Annotated in this window: 18 protein-coding genes; 10 read left to right on the top strand and 8 right to left on the bottom strand. The window is 35.0% G+C overall.

Annotated elements, in window-relative coordinates:
- The first annotated feature begins 11 nt into the window (after positions 1-11).
- From I2E70_RS07560 to I2E70_RS07575, 4 genes are all read left to right on the top strand, one after another.
- On the top strand, positions 12-1025 hold the full coding sequence (locus I2E70_RS07560) for a hypothetical protein (protein WP_195424301.1): 1014 nt from the start codon (positions 12-14) through the stop codon (positions 1023-1025).
- Complete coding sequence (locus tag I2E70_RS07565; RefSeq protein ID WP_006595229.1) at positions 1006-1191, top strand: hypothetical protein; 186 nt, start codon at positions 1006-1008, stop codon at positions 1189-1191. The genes I2E70_RS07560 and I2E70_RS07565 overlap by 20 nt, the downstream gene beginning before the upstream one ends.
- A gap of 120 nt (positions 1192-1311) precedes the next feature.
- Entirely contained in the window at positions 1312-2172 is an 861-nt protein-coding gene (locus I2E70_RS07570) for an ImmA/IrrE family metallo-endopeptidase (protein ID WP_195424303.1), read from the top strand.
- An 8-nt stretch (positions 2173-2180) separates the two neighbouring features.
- A complete protein-coding gene (locus I2E70_RS07575; RefSeq protein WP_070458752.1) occupies positions 2181-2867 on the top strand; it encodes a LexA family transcriptional regulator in 687 nt (228 codons plus the stop codon).
- A 111-nt stretch (positions 2868-2978) separates the two neighbouring features.
- Here the strand turns inward: I2E70_RS07575 and I2E70_RS07580 are convergent, their stop codons facing one another.
- Both I2E70_RS07580 and I2E70_RS07585 read right to left on the bottom strand, forming a co-directional pair.
- On the bottom strand, positions 2979-4349 hold the full coding sequence (locus I2E70_RS07580; RefSeq protein ID WP_195424304.1) for a sensor histidine kinase: 1371 nt from the start codon (positions 4347-4349) through the stop codon (positions 2979-2981).
- Entirely contained in the window at positions 4346-5044 is a 699-nt protein-coding gene (locus I2E70_RS07585; RefSeq protein WP_006149379.1) for a response regulator transcription factor, read from the bottom strand. Before I2E70_RS07585 ends, I2E70_RS07580 begins: the two co-directional genes overlap by 4 nt.
- 180 nt (positions 5045-5224) lie before the next feature.
- Between I2E70_RS07585 and I2E70_RS07590 the strand changes: the two genes are divergently transcribed.
- The 4 genes from I2E70_RS07590 to I2E70_RS07605 all read left to right on the top strand — a co-directional run bounded on the left by I2E70_RS07590 (position 5225) and on the right by I2E70_RS07605 (position 7910).
- Positions 5225-5365, top strand: a complete 141-nt coding sequence (locus I2E70_RS07590; protein WP_229060286.1) for a type A2 lanthipeptide — start codon at positions 5225-5227, stop codon at positions 5363-5365.
- Positions 5366-5518: 153 nt separating this feature from the next.
- On the top strand, positions 5519-6430 hold the full coding sequence (locus I2E70_RS07595) for an ABC transporter ATP-binding protein (RefSeq protein WP_006149382.1): 912 nt from the start codon (positions 5519-5521) through the stop codon (positions 6428-6430).
- Positions 6431-6435: 5 nt separating this feature from the next.
- Entirely contained in the window at positions 6436-7185 is a 750-nt protein-coding gene (locus I2E70_RS07600; RefSeq protein ID WP_029689695.1) for an ABC transporter permease, read from the top strand.
- Positions 7182-7910 carry an ABC transporter permease gene (locus I2E70_RS07605; protein WP_195424308.1) on the top strand — a complete coding sequence of 243 codons (729 nt, stop codon included), beginning with the start codon at positions 7182-7184 and terminating at the stop codon, positions 7908-7910. The genes I2E70_RS07600 and I2E70_RS07605 overlap by 4 nt, the downstream gene beginning before the upstream one ends.
- Positions 7911-7979: 69 nt before the next feature.
- Here I2E70_RS07605 and I2E70_RS07610 read toward each other — a convergent pair whose 3' ends face one another.
- Entirely contained in the window at positions 7980-8342 is a 363-nt protein-coding gene (locus tag I2E70_RS07610; protein ID WP_070458760.1) for a hypothetical protein, read from the bottom strand.
- Between the two features lie 297 nt (positions 8343-8639).
- The gene (locus I2E70_RS07615) at positions 8640-9002 is read right to left on the bottom strand and encodes a MerR family transcriptional regulator (protein WP_000332322.1); all 363 of its coding nucleotides are present in this window, start codon (positions 9000-9002) and stop codon (positions 8640-8642) included.
- Between the two features lie 283 nt (positions 9003-9285).
- Here I2E70_RS07615 and I2E70_RS07620 point away from each other — a divergent pair, with 283 nt between their 5' ends.
- Positions 9286-10041, top strand: coding sequence for an SDR family NAD(P)-dependent oxidoreductase (locus tag I2E70_RS07620; protein WP_070458762.1), 756 nt, complete (start codon positions 9286-9288; stop codon positions 10039-10041).
- 192 nt (positions 10042-10233) lie between these two features.
- Here the strand turns inward: I2E70_RS07620 and I2E70_RS07625 are convergent, their stop codons facing one another.
- From I2E70_RS07625 to rpmF, 4 genes are all read right to left on the bottom strand, one after another.
- Complete coding sequence (locus I2E70_RS07625) at positions 10234-10845, bottom strand: Fic/DOC family protein (protein WP_000240414.1); 612 nt, start codon at positions 10843-10845, stop codon at positions 10234-10236.
- Positions 10838-11026, bottom strand: a complete 189-nt coding sequence (locus I2E70_RS07630) for a hypothetical protein (RefSeq protein ID WP_000171299.1) — start codon at positions 11024-11026, stop codon at positions 10838-10840. The genes I2E70_RS07625 and I2E70_RS07630 overlap by 8 nt, the downstream gene beginning before the upstream one ends.
- A 383-nt stretch (positions 11027-11409) precedes the next feature.
- Positions 11410-11559: a 50S ribosomal protein L33 gene (gene rpmG, locus I2E70_RS07635; protein WP_001265622.1), complete on the bottom strand. Its 150-nt coding sequence runs from the start codon at positions 11557-11559 to the stop codon at positions 11410-11412.
- Between the two features lie 15 nt (positions 11560-11574).
- On the bottom strand, positions 11575-11757 hold the full coding sequence (gene rpmF, locus I2E70_RS07640) for a 50S ribosomal protein L32 (RefSeq protein WP_003009516.1): 183 nt from the start codon (positions 11755-11757) through the stop codon (positions 11575-11577).
- Positions 11758-11971: 214 nt separating this feature from the next.
- Here rpmF and ilvD point away from each other — a divergent pair, with 214 nt between their 5' ends.
- Positions 11972-13675 (top strand): dihydroxy-acid dehydratase, encoded by a 1704-nt coding sequence (gene ilvD, locus I2E70_RS07645; protein ID WP_023920149.1) that lies wholly within the window; start codon positions 11972-11974, stop codon positions 13673-13675.
- Positions 13676-14044 lie beyond the last annotated feature (369 nt).

Consider the following 14044-nt stretch of genomic DNA (forward strand, 5'->3'; position numbering starts at 1 on the left):
GGGATTAAAGTATGGAGAGTTTTGAAATTGAAATACCAAAAATGGAGCATTTTGAAGTTGATGTCAGAAAAAAGGAATTATACAACTATGATTTCCAATCATATTCATTAACTCCACTGCAAAAAGAAGCCTCTTTAGTAGTTGCTAATAAGATTAGAAATAATTTATTTGCTCATATTCCCGAAGCTAAATTATTAAAAAAGCTTGTTGAAAAGAATGATAATGACAATGTAGAATACGTTGCAAAATTATCTGAAGTTGCAAAAGAAAAGTTAAAATCGGGAGAATGGAGTTATGGTATACGAAAAAAGACAGGCGAGACCTATGCAGTATTAAAAGATACTGAATCTGGAAAAATTAAAAGTAGTGTAACCTTAGAGAAAAGGACTGTCAAAGAGTTAGGGAATCTACCTGAGCTTTCTGCAATACAAGGGCAACTAGCATCTATTTCAGAACAAATTGAAAGCTTAAATGAACTAGTTATCCGCGTGGAACAAGGGCAATACAATGATAGATTTTCAGGCTTTTTCAGTGCTCGCCAACTAATTGTAGAGGCCTTAGCAACCAGAAATGAGCAAATAAAAAAAGAATTACTACTTTCAGCGATTAAAGAAAATAATAATACCATTGCAAAACTAATGATGTCAATTTACACAGATGGTTTAGACTTTATCAACATTAAAACCAATTCAAAAGATGCAAAAAGAATAAATACTCTGCTTCAACAATCAATTAGTTACCTGTCATCTGCAATGCAATTAAATGTTGTTGCGTATACAGTATTAGAGGAACATGAGTCTGTTATAGCTGTATTAAGCAATTACAAAGCTTTTACTGAGCAAACTTTACTTGAGCCTAAATATGATGGAAAAAGTTTAGCTTGGAAAATTGATAATTTTACAAAAGGAAATAGCAGCTCTTTTATAAATTTGACACAGAGTATTTCAGAAAATATCAATGCATTGGTTAACCATTCAGAAACATTATTAGTAGAGGAAGATACGAATGAAAGAAGAGAAAATTAAAACATGTAAATACTTTAGATGTAATAAAGAAGTATACTCTCCAAAAGCAAAATTCTGTGGAGAGCACGAAAGATTTTATAGAGAACACAGGAATAAAATTGGAGGGGCGTTGCTGACTTTTGGAGGAATAGCACTTTCAGCTTTGGTAAAAAAAAGAAATAATTAGACTATGTTTATATATTTAACGTAATATAAAAAAAGTGGACACACATCCACTTTTTTTATATAATAAACTCAACTAAATTGGTTTAGTTTTGTATTTTATACTTAAAGGAGGTATCATTCTTTGGATGAATTGTATACAAGAATAAGTAAGTCTACAAAACATGTGTTATACCAGTATATGAAAGATCATGACATTTCATTACTAAATTATAATTTCAACTACTTCTTTCAATATTGTATTCAAAAATATCAAATTCAAGTAATTAGTCACCACTTCTCAAATCACAAGATTGAAGGATTAACTGTTATTGATGAATTAGGTATTAGTTTTTCTTATGAAAAGGATAATCCCATTGTGAAGCAAAATTTCACTCTGTGTCACGAGCTAGGACATTTTATACTAGAGCATGAAGGTAATTATTTTGCAGAATCTATTGATAATCAGGAGAACCTACTAGAGCGAGAAGCGAATATTTTCTCTGCTGTAGTATTAATGCCTGACATTGTTTTGTTGTCAAAGATTTATTATAGTTGCGACACCTTTCAAAAGATTCAAAATAGTCTGGATGTTTCAAAACAGGCATTGTTTTATCGCCTTTTAGATCTTCTTAGAGAATATTATCCTGGAAAAGAAAGTACCATTAAGCAGGCTATCGATGCTTATATTGATGGACAAAATGCCACACTACTCCTTTTGTTTCACGGTGTCAAAGATCAGATTATAAAGGAATTCAACAACTATCAGACTTCTCTAATCAATAAGATTGAGCAATCAGTAATCAAAAAAGGCTTCGTGACTAGTCAAGAATATCCAGAACTTCTAGATCAAGAGAATTGGAAAACAATAAAGACTTACTGTAATAATTTAAGAGTATGGCTCATTTATGACAAAGGAAAATCTATAGCTTATGTTTGGGATAAAAATAAGCTAACGGACAAAGAGGCAAAACAAAAAGCTGAATTGAAATTACTATTAATGTGAGGGAAACGATGTACCAACCAGAAAAACTAAAGGCTCGCAGAAAAGAGCTAAAAATGACTCAAAAAGATATTGCAGATCAATTGGGTATTACCTACCAAGCCTATTCTGCATGGGAACGCGGAATAAAACAACCATCTAGAGAAAAAATAAAGCTTTTGGAGCAGATTCTAAATGTTCCAAAAGGTTATTTTACAGAGGTCGAAATCGTCCGACTATATAATACTTTATCGGATGAAGGTAAGAATAATGCACTTAGTTATGTCAGAGGCCTAGTTCAAAAAGAAAAATGTAAGAACATTGTTTCAATGTCAGAAAAACTATACGAATACCATGTTTACGAACAAATGTCTGCTGGTATCGGTTCATCGGTGTATAACGATCAAAACTATGATACTGTCTATTTTGATGAAGAACTAGCCCACGATTTCGCCTCATGGATTTCTGGTGACTCAATGGAACCCAAATATCAAAATGGTTCTGTGGCTCTCATCCGTGAAACAGGGTTTGATTATGATGGTGCAGTATATGCAGTAGTCTGTAATAATCAGACATACATTAAAAGAGTTTACCAGGAAGAACAGGGTTTACGGTTAGTTTCTATCAATCCAAAATATCGAGATATTTTTCTTTCGTATGATGAAGATCCTAGAATTGTAGGGATTATTGTAGGGAATTTCTTACCTGTTGAACAGTGATATTGTTAATGTAAAATAATAATAGTGTATTATTTTTTCTAGACAGGGTATAAGTGGAAGATAAGATGAATAAAATGGAGAAAACTCTAATGGTTCTTCTCCATTTTTTGGCTAATTGGTAATGTTGAAAATTGGAAGTGAAATGATACTTTCAAAGAATTCATTTTGGATACTAGCAAACGAAATAGAACCCTGATGCAAATCAACAATTTGTTTTGAAATTTTTAGCCCAATTCCAGTCGTTCTAATTTTAGAAATATCAATGTTTTTAAAAGATAATTCATTAAGTTCAGCAATTTTTTCTGGTGAAGCTCCCTGTCCATTATCTTTGATTTCGACAATTACATTTGTATCTTTTTTATATAAGTGGATTCTTATTGTGCAACCCTTTTCGTTATGTAAAACAGAGTTGTAGATGATATTATGGATAACTCTTGTGATTAAAAATTGCTCAATCATGATAGATTGATTAACAAGTGAATAATCGTAATCAAATTCAAATTCAAATTCATTCCAGATTTCTTGATTTAAAATATGGATGAGAATGTCTTTGAAGAAGGGGATAATTTTTGTTTCAGTCTGATTTAATTGAAGATGACCGGATGAAAGGCGAGCTACTATATTTAAGTCATTTAAAACATTTTGGATGTAATAGGATTCCGTCAATATTGGACGAATATGTTTTTTAGACTGTGTATCTAGTTCAGAATCATTTAACAAGGACGCGTTAGAAATGATGACAGAAAGAGGTGTTTTGATATCGTGTGCAATACCTGAAATCCATTGCTCTTTAAAGACTTCATTCTCTTTGAGTAGAGTATCGGTTTGATTAATTGCAGTTGTAAGATATTCTAGTTCTGATATAGAATTTATTGGATTTTTTAAACCATATGGGAGATTCTGAATAGCAGTTACAAGAGGCACAATTTTACGATTGATATGCGTCACGCCATAGTAGTAAAGAAAAGCGAAATAAAGGCAGTTGAAAAGCAATACTCCAAATGCTATTAGTGGAAACAGGCGAATACTATCTATATCTAAGTAATTAAAACTATAACGAGCAATTTTATCTTTTGGAAAACCAACAACAATGATGTATCCACCTTTTATCTGACTAAAAACAGGATAATCTGAAAGATAATAGCGAGAAAACTGTAAAATGTCCCCGTAGTCAAATTGTGAAGGAACTTCTGTAGGTTTATACTGTTCGTACACTTGTTTTCCAGTCTGCTTATCCAATACCATGAGCCATAACTTTTGTTCTTTTAGACTAGAAATATCATTTTCAGGTATGTGGACGTTATTATTTGTGATGGTAATGTGTTCAGAAATTATTTTCACAGTCTCAGTAGCAGTTTGCTTTTTACTAATGTAGAAAACAAAACTGGCAATTAGAATAATATTGGTAATAAAGATAATGATGGAAGAAAAGATAAATTTCTTTAGTGAATACCTTAAAATTTTGGTTTGATTCATAATCATGATAACAATTTATATCCTAGCCCTTTAGCTGTCTTTAAATATTGAGGTTTTGAAGGATTTTCTTCTATTTTTTCTCGAATTTTCCGAATATGTACAGTCAAAGAGTTTTCATAACCAAAGCTATCCACTCCCCAAATCGTATCACAGAGAGATTCGGTTGAAACGATGTAATTTTTATTATCGTAAAGTTTTTTCAAAATCTGAATTTCAATTGGCGTAATAGAAATTTCTGCTCCATTTTTTTGTACTGTTGCATTCCGAAAACTCACCAAAGTCTGTCCAATCTGTATTGTTTCCTGTTCTGATTTATAACTTCTACGGAGCAGAGCCATAATACGATAGATAAGATTTTTTGGAATGAAGGGTTTCATGATATAATCATCACCACCAGCATTGAAACCAGCTATCTCATCTTCAGGATTATTTTTGGCAGTCAGAAAGAGGATAGGAGTATCGCCTTTTTTTCGGATATGTTTTGCTAATGTGTAGCCATCCCCATCGGGTAGCATAATGTCCAAAAGGAAAAGGTCGAACTGCTCTATTTCAATCATGTCCAAACTAGATTCTATATCATAGGCTGATGTTAGATTGGAAAATCCGTAGGCAGTGAGAATATCTCTTATGGAAGAGTTTAAAATTTTATCGTCATCAATAATAAGGATGTGCTTATTCAGGAGTTGTTGTTCGAAACTCATAATCTTACCTCGCTTATTTAAATTATACCATTTAAAAGAGTGAAAAAAAGAAAAATACTTTAATCTTAATGTAAAATTAAGGTTAGCTTAGTTTAAAATTAATCTAGCATGTCTATAATAAAGACATAACCTAGATAGAGATACTTCTCAAATTAATTTTAATCAGTGAGGTATTTCCAAATGGTTAAACAACAAATGAATCTCGTTGAGATTGAAGCAATGAATTCTCTTCAAGAATTGACTCTTGAAGAACTTGATAACGTTCTTGGTGCTGGTGATGGAGTAATCCAAATCCATTTTATTCAGACAAAACAATGGTAATAGTGACTCACCAATTAGATATTGTGAATTATGTTGATTCTATCATTTTTGTTGATAAGAGTAGTAGAGATGTTATCAAAGATACTCATGATAATTTGATTCATGGAAATCAAAATTATAGAAAATTTTTTAGTTTAATGGAGGAAGTTCATAATGATTAGTAATGTTTTACAGATAAAAAACTTACAAAAGGAATTTAAGGACACTCAGGTAGTTAACCTTAGTTCCTTATCAGTTCAACAAGGTGAGATTTATGGTTTTCTAGGTCCAAATGGAGCTGGGAAAACAACCACCATGAAGATGATTTTGTCTTTGATTTCTCGTACAGCTGGGGATATTGAAGTGTTCGGTCAATCCATAGGTACGGACAAGCAGTATCTTAATCAGATTGGCTCTATGATTGAAGAACCGTCTTATTATCCTAATTTGACAGGCTATGAAAATCTCTTGGTTTTCCAAAAAATCCTTGGATTTGATAAGAAAAATATTCAGGAAACCTTGAAAATTGTTGGGTTAGATCAACCTAAAAACAAGAAAAAATTGGTTAAAGATTATTCTCTGGGTATGAAACAGCGTTTGGCTTTAGCCTTTGCCTTAGTCAAGAAACCGCGTTTGTTGATACTGGATGAACCAACTAACGGGCTAGACCCAGCAGGGATTCATGAAATTCGGGAACTGATTATCAAGTTGGCAAAAGAACAGGGCATTACTGTCTTCATCTCTACCCATATCCTTTCTGAAGTAGAGCATATCGCTGACCGTGTAGGGATTATCAATCATGGTCAACTCGTTTACGAGGGAGAAATTCGTAAAATTCAGTCCAATAAATGGCTGGAAGTGCGTGGGGATTTTAGAGGTCGACGTGAAGCCATTAGCCAAGTGTTATTTGGTTATCCGTGCAAGATGTTAGAAATACATGAGGATAAACTCAAGCTGACTAACCTTGCCGACCAGCAGATTTCTAGTTTGTTACGAGATTTAATAGTCGAGGAAGTTCCAATTTATGAAGTGAAGCAAGAACAAGAAACCTTGGAATCTATCTTCCTCAACTTAACCAAGGAGTGAGTCTTATGTTGAATAATTTGTCTATTGAATTGCTCAAGGCAAAACGAACCAAATCCTTCTTCATTATCATACTAGTTATGGGAGTCGGATTTGCTTGGGCAATTGCAGCCGCTACACGTTACCTAAGTAATCCAGACATGCACCAGATTAACCTAATTTTCTATATGATAAAAGAAGTAAATGGCTTGATTCTCCCTATCGTGATTGCTCTCTTTGTATCCCGGATTGTCAAGAACGAGAAGGAGGGCAACACTTTCAAACTGCTTTTGGCAAATGGTGAAAATGTACGGCATATCTTTCTGAGTAAGCTTGGCCTGACTATGTTCGTTTTGACCTTTCTCGCTATTTTGGAGGGAGTAGTAGTCCAGTTGATTGCAAACTTTTCTGGTCTAGAAATGCCTGTTAGCCTAATCCTCTGGCAAATCGTCATTTTCTTGCTAGCATCTTTTGTCTTAACCTGTCTGTTTTTGACTTTGCAGTTTTTACTGAAAAAGCAGGCATTGATAATGGCATTAGGGATTTTCGGAGGATTTCTTGGAGTTGGATTTGGTCATGCAACAGCTTTTCTACAGCTGATTTTCCCATTTGGTGGTATAGCATATCTGTCTTTGGTGGATTACCAGAAAGTCGCCAGTCAAGTGAGTTATGTTTTGGCGACAAACCTAGGATTTAAACTCTTTACATATTTGCCAATAGCCCTAATCTATCTCTTCTTATCTCTCTATCTAGTTGAAAAGAAAGGAGGCAAGCTATGATGTCTTATCTATCAGTAGAATGGCGGAAAACCCAAAAATTTTCCATGTTGATGATTGGTATTTTCTTCTTAGCTTTTTGTAGCCTGATTGGTCTTGGTATTTACTTAGGTGCAGCTTATTCTATGGTTGCAGAAAGTGAAAAAGTGCCTGTTTTATGGGGACAATTGACCTTCTATTATAGCCAGCTTTTCTTTCCGATTTTGGTCAGCATTTATGTAGCCATGATGTTAGGAAAAGAGTTTGATAGGAAAAATATTGAATTTCTCAGAGCTAATAATGTCAGTCTTGGGAAATTATTGTTGGCAAAAGAAATAGTAATTATCTTGTTTATTGCTGTTTTACAGTTGTTCTTGTTTGGTATTTTTTATGTCAGTGCTCACCTAATTCATTTAGAAATTTCTAATTTGTTCACCTACCTCAAGTGGGATTTATTGGGGATTTTTGGAACAATTAGTATGATGGCAGTACAGTTTTTTGTGACAGCTAAAACTCGTGTTTTCAGTAAATCTGTGGGAATTGGTGCTATTGGTACCTTCGTAGGATTTATGATGATTTTTGTATCAGATAAATTATCTTTAATCTATCCCTACTCCCAAGCTATGGTGGCAATGCGGTCACGGAATTTGATAGACTTTAATTTAGTGGAAATTTTGCTGTTTATCATTGTAAATATTCTTCTGTGGGGTATTTTTCATACATTGAGTAATAAAGAATTGCATAAGTAATGCGAAGACTCTCCGGAGTCTTTTTTATTTGAAAAAAACACCTATTCAGGAAAATAGGTGTGAATAATGTTATTTATATCCATATTGTTTTAGAGCGTTTTTATATGCTTCGCTACCTTTAAGATAGTAGTCGTGCTTAACTCCGCTAATATCAACAGAAAAGACCCCATCTTTAAATGAATAATCTTCTGATCGACTCGTAATATTTTGTCCAGTTAATTCGATCGTATTCTTTTGTTTGTTAATGGTAAAGCTGTCGGCTTCTCCATGCTCAATGGAAGCATTTTCTCCTTTAATAGTAAACGCCAACTCGTTTCTTTCACTTGAGATCCAATAATACTCACCATCTAAAGATTGGTAGTTGTTTTTTGAGCAAGCAATTAACGTAATTATTGATAATGACAACAATAATATGCTAACAATTTTTCTCATGTTTCTCGCCTCCTTTTATAATATTACTATACCAAAATAATATTACAAAACTGTATTAATGTCTGTTATAATGGAAATTTCAAATAATGTCCATTATAACAGACATTAGTAAATTATAGAAAAAGATCTATATTTGGCTATAGTTTTACTAAATCTCTACGACTATAGATTAAAAATGTATACACTTCTATTTTACAAGTTCAACTTAAGAAAATCCCAATTACAACCATTTAACAAGTAATATAAAAAGAGTTCAATTGTCAATCCCTTTTTTAGATAAAGAAAATAATAATGGTGCTAATTAGGATTAATACCTAAATAAGTTTTAATTTTCTTTTCAAGAAAATCAATATGTTGGTTAATTTCAGTTTGTTGCTTATGAAGTTCATCAAGTTGAAAAAATAGTAGTCTAAGTCGTTGAGGAATTGTGGAGTCTCCTTTATATCTTAGGTCAGCGTATTCTTGCATATTTTTAATAGACATTCCCGTCTTTTTTAATCTAATAATGAATTGAGCCCACGCTATATCAGAGTCATCATAGTATCTACGATTATTTTCTTCTCTGTGTGAGTAAATCAATTTTTCTTGCTCATAGTATCGAAGTGTGGGAATAGGAAGTCCAGTTTTTTTAGCAAATTCTCCAATAGAATAGTAAGCCATAATATTTCCCCCCTTTATTTTTTATTATTTTAGCATAATTTTTAAAAAATTAAAAAATTTTCAGTTTTCTCTTGACATAAAGTGCGCTTTACTATGTAAAATACATAGTATCAAAGGAATTTGATATAAAGCTAGGAGAGGAGGTAATACCATATAGACGAAAAATTGGTTTGAAGGAATAGAGAGCTCCAAAGGGGCTTAGTGATAAGGCTGTCAAGAACCTTGATGGGAGCAGCGACTCTTATAAAAAATGCAAATAGCAATCTGTAAAGGAGAAAATAGTATGGAACAAACGAAGAATTATACTTGTATTACTGGAGCCAGTGCTGGTATAGGAGCGGAGACAGCAAGACAATTTGCAAAATTAGGAACGAATCTTATTTTAATTGCTCGGCGTCAAGAACGACTAGAAAAATTGAAGCAAGATATTTTGAACCATTATCCGGATTTAGATGTTGTTATTAAAGTTGTTGATTTATCGAAGTCCAGTAATGTTTTTGCTCTTTATGAAAGCTTGAAAAAATATCACATTACTACGCTAATAAATAATGCTGGTTTTGGAAATTATGATAAGGTTGAATCTCAAGATTTAGAAAAGATAATAACATTAATCCATCTAAACATTGAAGCTTTAACAATTCTATCAACTCTATATGTGAGAGATTATAAAGATTGTAAAGGCGCTCAATTGATTAACTTATCATCTAGAGGCGGATACATGATGGTTCCAAATGCAGTTACATACTGTGCAAGTAAATTTTATGTCAGTGCTTTTACAGAAGGCTTGGCATTGGAACTAGAGGCAAATCAACATCAATTAAAAGCTAAGGTTTTAGCTCCAGCTGCCACAAAAACGGAATTCGGTCAAGTTGCTACAGATTCTAAAGAATATGATTATGATGAGCATTTTGCTAAATATCACACAAGTGAAGAGATGGCACAATTTTTGATGGAATTATATCAAAGTGACAAAGTTGTTGGTTTAGTTGATGTTACAAATTTTGAATTTCATCTTAGCGGACCACTACTTAATTATTAATTATTTTAATAAATAGATATAATATGTATTGAATAATAATAGTTGTAGCCATTTTATGACAAGAAAAAAGCTTCTGAAATGTTAGATTTCAGAAGCTTTTTGTCTATCTATTATGATTTAAACCTTGGTAAGTTATAATTTTCTGTGATATTTAGGATATTTAAAAATATAGAAGTATTTTTGTAGACTAATTTACAATTTTTCCAGTATTTTACCAAGTAGTTCTTCTAACTTTCTTAAATCTCCATAGACTGTTCCGTCCATATAAAGATTGTAAACCTCGTCATCTTGCTCCACACGTATTTGTGCAGAATATCCTTTTGACAGTGCTAAGGAACGAATAACTTCTCGTTGAGTTCGTCCATTACCTTCTCGGAAGGGATGGAAATAATTAAGATTATCAAGAATTTTTGCTAATTGTTTAATAATCCCATCTTTTGAATTAGCAGTTTGATAATAGGTATGAATAAGGCGGTTTATATATACTTGGGCAGTACTGAAAGATTGTATTGACATAAAAGGATTCCCATTTTTTGAGATATTCACCTTGCGAAATTGCCCCGCCCAAGCATAGACATCTTGAAATAAATATTTATGAATGGCTAAAATATCACTAATGGAATATACTTCAATGGTTTTCAAGCGCAAGTCTGCAAGCCTTTTAGTAACGAATAAATGCTCATTCCGATAGGCTTCTTCAATATTTGTAATATTTTGTTTGTTGATTAAGACTGTAGAATTTGGATAGGTATATTGGTGATTGGGGTCAATGTACTCATAGCCTTCGTATTGATTTTTAACCAATATTCAATTCCTTTCGTTTGTTGATAACATAAGTTTTTAAATCAATCACATCTTGAACAGTAGGTTCATAATTTTCAATCATTGATGACCCAATAGCATACCAGACAGTATCAAAATCTGAAAAGTTATCAAAGGGAATTCCTAAAATTGTTAATTCTTCTTTATTCACATCAAGAGTCATGGCACACCTCCTTATATAGAGTTATCCTTATTATACCATAAAATCGGTATTTTCACCTAAAGGATAGAGAGCAAAAGATATATGTAAGCGTATAGATTAATACTTACAGAACTAAAAATATTCCCCTGTTTTTAACCCAACTGAAAACCCATACTTTCCAAACCAAATGTTACTATTTGTAAGTAAAAGAACAAATAACAAAAAGAGGAGCTTCACACTAAAGTTCCTCTTCTTTTAAATATCCGAATCATTATTTTTATTTCAAAAAAGGTAGTGAAAAAGGTAGTGATTCGATTGATTTATATTGCAATGTAGTGAAATTTGAAATTTCAAAAATTGCTTAAAATCAAGGTTTTTAACGTCTATTGACGTGTAGTGAACCCCTATTTCACTTCAGTAAATACAACGTGTTTGCGAAGTTTTGGTGAGTATTTCTTCAATTGAAGACGGTCTGGAGTGTTACGTTTGTTTTTAGAAGTAAGGTACAAGCGTTCACCAGATTCTTTGTGTTCAAGTGTAATATTTACGCGCATGGTATCTCCCTTCTATTATTCAGCTGATGCAGCTTTAGCGATCTTACGTCCTTTGTAGTATCCTTTAAGTGATACACGGTGTGAACGTGAGTAATCTCCAGTTGCTTCGTCAAAGTTTACAGATGGAGCTGTTACTTTGTAGTGCGTACGACGTTTGTTTTTCTTCGCTTTTGATGTGCGACGTGCAGGTACTGCCATTTCGTTTTTCTCCTTTTAAGATATAAATTCAATTAGGTTTGATTTTCATCAACTTTAACAGTATAACAAAACTTTTTTGTAAAGTAAAGTTACTTGACAAAAAAATTGAAATTTTTGGGAAAAGTTTCTTCTCCCTAGTTGATCTCAAAGTTTGGATCTGTCTTTGGGCCTTCTTTTATGCTATAATGGTAAAAAATGGAACGAGAGGAATGACATGACAGAATTAGACAAACGCCATCGTAGTAGTGTCTACGATAGCATGGTAAAATCTCCCAACCGTGCCATGCTTCGCGCGACGGGAATGACCGATGAAAGCTTTGAGAAACCGATTGTCGGAGTGATTTCGACATGGGCGGAAAATACCCCTTGTAACATCCACCTCCACGATTTTGGAAAATTGGCCAAAGAAGGTGTGAAAGATGCAGGTGCTTGGCCGGTCCAATTTGGCACCATTACGGTTGCGGACGGGATCGCTATGGGGACGCCTGGGATGCGCTTCTCCCTGACGTCACGTGATATCATTGCGGATTCTATCGAAGCGGCTATGGGCGGTCACAACGTGGATGCCTTTGTGGCCATCGGGGGCTGTGATAAGAACATGCCTGGTTCGATGATTGCCATTGCCAATATGGATATCCCAGCGATCTTTGCTTATGGTGGGACCATTGCTCCAGGGAATCTCGATGGAAAAGATATCGACTTGGTTTCTGTTTTCGAAGGAATCGGGAAATGGAACCACGGTGATATGACCGCTGAAGAAGTGAAGCAACTAGAATGTAACGCCTGCCCTGGCCCTGGTGGCTGTGGTGGGATGTATACGGCCAACACCATGGCGACAGCGATTGAGGTCCTTGGGATGAGTCTTCCTGGTTCCTCTTCTCACCCTGCTGAATCGGCTGATAAAAAAGCCGATATCGAAGAAGCAGGTCGTGCTGTTGTCAAGATGTTGGAAATGGGACTCAAACCATCGGATATCTTGACCCGTGAAGCCTTTGAAGATGCCATTACTGTCACCATGGCGCTGGGTGGTTCTACCAATGCGACCCTTCACTTGCTTGCGATCGCTCACGCGGCTAACGTGGACTTGACCCTTGAAGACTTCAACGATTTCCAAGAGCGTGTGCCTCACTTGGCGGACTTGAAACCTTCAGGGAAATATGTCTTCCAAGACCTTTATAATGTTGGTGGTGTGCCAGCCGTCATGAAATACCTTCTTAAGAATGGTTTCCTTCATGGGGATCGTATCACTTGTACTGGTAAAACTGTTGCTGAGAACTTGGAAGCCTTCGCTGATTTGACACCAGGTCAAAAAGTTATCATGCCACTTGAAAATCCAAAACGTGCGGATGGTCCATTGATCATCTTGAAAGGGAACTTGGCTCCAGAAGGGGCGGTTGCCAAAGTATCAGGTGTGAAAGTTCGTAACATCACGGGTCCTGCTAAGGTCTTTGACTCAGAAGAAGCTGCCATTGAAGCCGTTCTTTCGGATGAAATTGTGGATGGCGACGTTGTCGTTGTCCGTTTCGTAGGTCCTAAGGGTGGTCCTGGTATGCCAGAAATGCTGTCCTTGTCATCCATGATCGTTGGGAAAGGCCAAGGAGACAAGGTAGCCCTCTTAACAGACGGCCGCTTCTCAGGTGGTACTTACGGTCTCGTTGTTGGACACATCGCGCCTGAAGCTCAGGTCGGCGGTCCAATCGCCTACCTCCACACAGGGGATTTGGTAACGGTTGACCAAGATACCAAAGAAATCACTATGCACGTTTCAGACGAAGAGTTAGCGAAACGCAAGGCAGAAACAACCTTGCCACCACTGTATAGCCGTGGGGTTCTGGGTAAATACGCCCACATCGTTTCTTCAGCATCACGTGGTGCTGTAACCGACTTCTGGAATATGGAACAGTCTGGTAAACAGTAATTGCCAGGACGACTTTGTCCAAAGAGAGAGTGGGACAGAAATCGGAAATTCATTAGAATTCGATTTCGTCGTCCCACCTCCACTCAACCACTGCGTCTTGCTCGACAATCCAAAAATAATTGAGAGGCTGGGACTTTTGTCCAGCCTCTTTTTTGGCTCAAAGTGGCTATTTTCGACCCTGTCGCTGAAACGTATGAATATTACTTTTTGGTGGATTTGAGTGTATCATCTGTCATTTTTTCTTGTAAATCAGTCTATAATTTGCTATAATTGTGACTAATCGAATCAATCCTTTAATACTGTCCAGAGAGTCAGGCAAGGAGCTATGGAAATGAAAGGCCTGGGAAGACCAGCCTATATTTTGTGTAT

Origin of the sequence: Streptococcus parasanguinis (genome assembly GCF_015556095.1) — a bacterium.
GTDB classification, from domain to species: domain Bacteria; phylum Bacillota; class Bacilli; order Lactobacillales; family Streptococcaceae; genus Streptococcus; species Streptococcus parasanguinis_Q.

Bases quoted from the DNA above. Each gene is read 5' to 3' on its own strand.
- I2E70_RS07560 (WP_195424301.1), top strand. From the start codon at position 12: ATGGAGAGTTTTGAAATTGAAATACCAAAAATGGAGCATTTTGAAGTT.
- I2E70_RS07565 (WP_006595229.1), top strand. From the start codon at position 1,006: ATGAAAGAAGAGAAAATTAAAACATGTAAATACTTTAGATGTAATAAA.
- I2E70_RS07575 (WP_070458752.1), top strand. From the start codon at position 2,181: ATGTACCAACCAGAAAAACTAAAGGCTCGCAGAAAAGAGCTAAAAATG.
- I2E70_RS07580 (WP_195424304.1), bottom strand. From the start codon at position 4,349: ATGATTATGAATCAAACCAAAATTTTAAGGTATTCACTAAAGAAATTT.
- I2E70_RS07585 (WP_006149379.1), bottom strand. From the start codon at position 5,044: ATGAGTTTCGAACAACAACTCCTGAATAAGCACATCCTTATTATTGAT.
- I2E70_RS07590 (WP_229060286.1), top strand. From the start codon at position 5,225: ATGGTTAAACAACAAATGAATCTCGTTGAGATTGAAGCAATGAATTCT.
- I2E70_RS07595 (WP_006149382.1), top strand. From the start codon at position 5,519: ATGATTAGTAATGTTTTACAGATAAAAAACTTACAAAAGGAATTTAAG.
- I2E70_RS07600 (WP_029689695.1), top strand. From the start codon at position 6,436: ATGTTGAATAATTTGTCTATTGAATTGCTCAAGGCAAAACGAACCAAA.
- I2E70_RS07605 (WP_195424308.1), top strand. From the start codon at position 7,182: ATGATGTCTTATCTATCAGTAGAATGGCGGAAAACCCAAAAATTTTCC.
- I2E70_RS07610 (WP_070458760.1), bottom strand. From the start codon at position 8,342: ATGAGAAAAATTGTTAGCATATTATTGTTGTCATTATCAATAATTACG.
- I2E70_RS07615 (WP_000332322.1), bottom strand. From the start codon at position 9,002: ATGGCTTACTATTCTATTGGAGAATTTGCTAAAAAAACTGGACTTCCT.
- I2E70_RS07620 (WP_070458762.1), top strand. From the start codon at position 9,286: ATGGAACAAACGAAGAATTATACTTGTATTACTGGAGCCAGTGCTGGT.
- I2E70_RS07630 (WP_000171299.1), bottom strand. From the start codon at position 11,026: ATGACTCTTGATGTGAATAAAGAAGAATTAACAATTTTAGGAATTCCC.
- rpmG (WP_001265622.1), bottom strand. From the start codon at position 11,559: ATGCGCGTAAATATTACACTTGAACACAAAGAATCTGGTGAACGCTTG.
- rpmF (WP_003009516.1), bottom strand. From the start codon at position 11,757: ATGGCAGTACCTGCACGTCGCACATCAAAAGCGAAGAAAAACAAACGT.
- ilvD (WP_023920149.1), top strand. From the start codon at position 11,972: ATGACAGAATTAGACAAACGCCATCGTAGTAGTGTCTACGATAGCATG.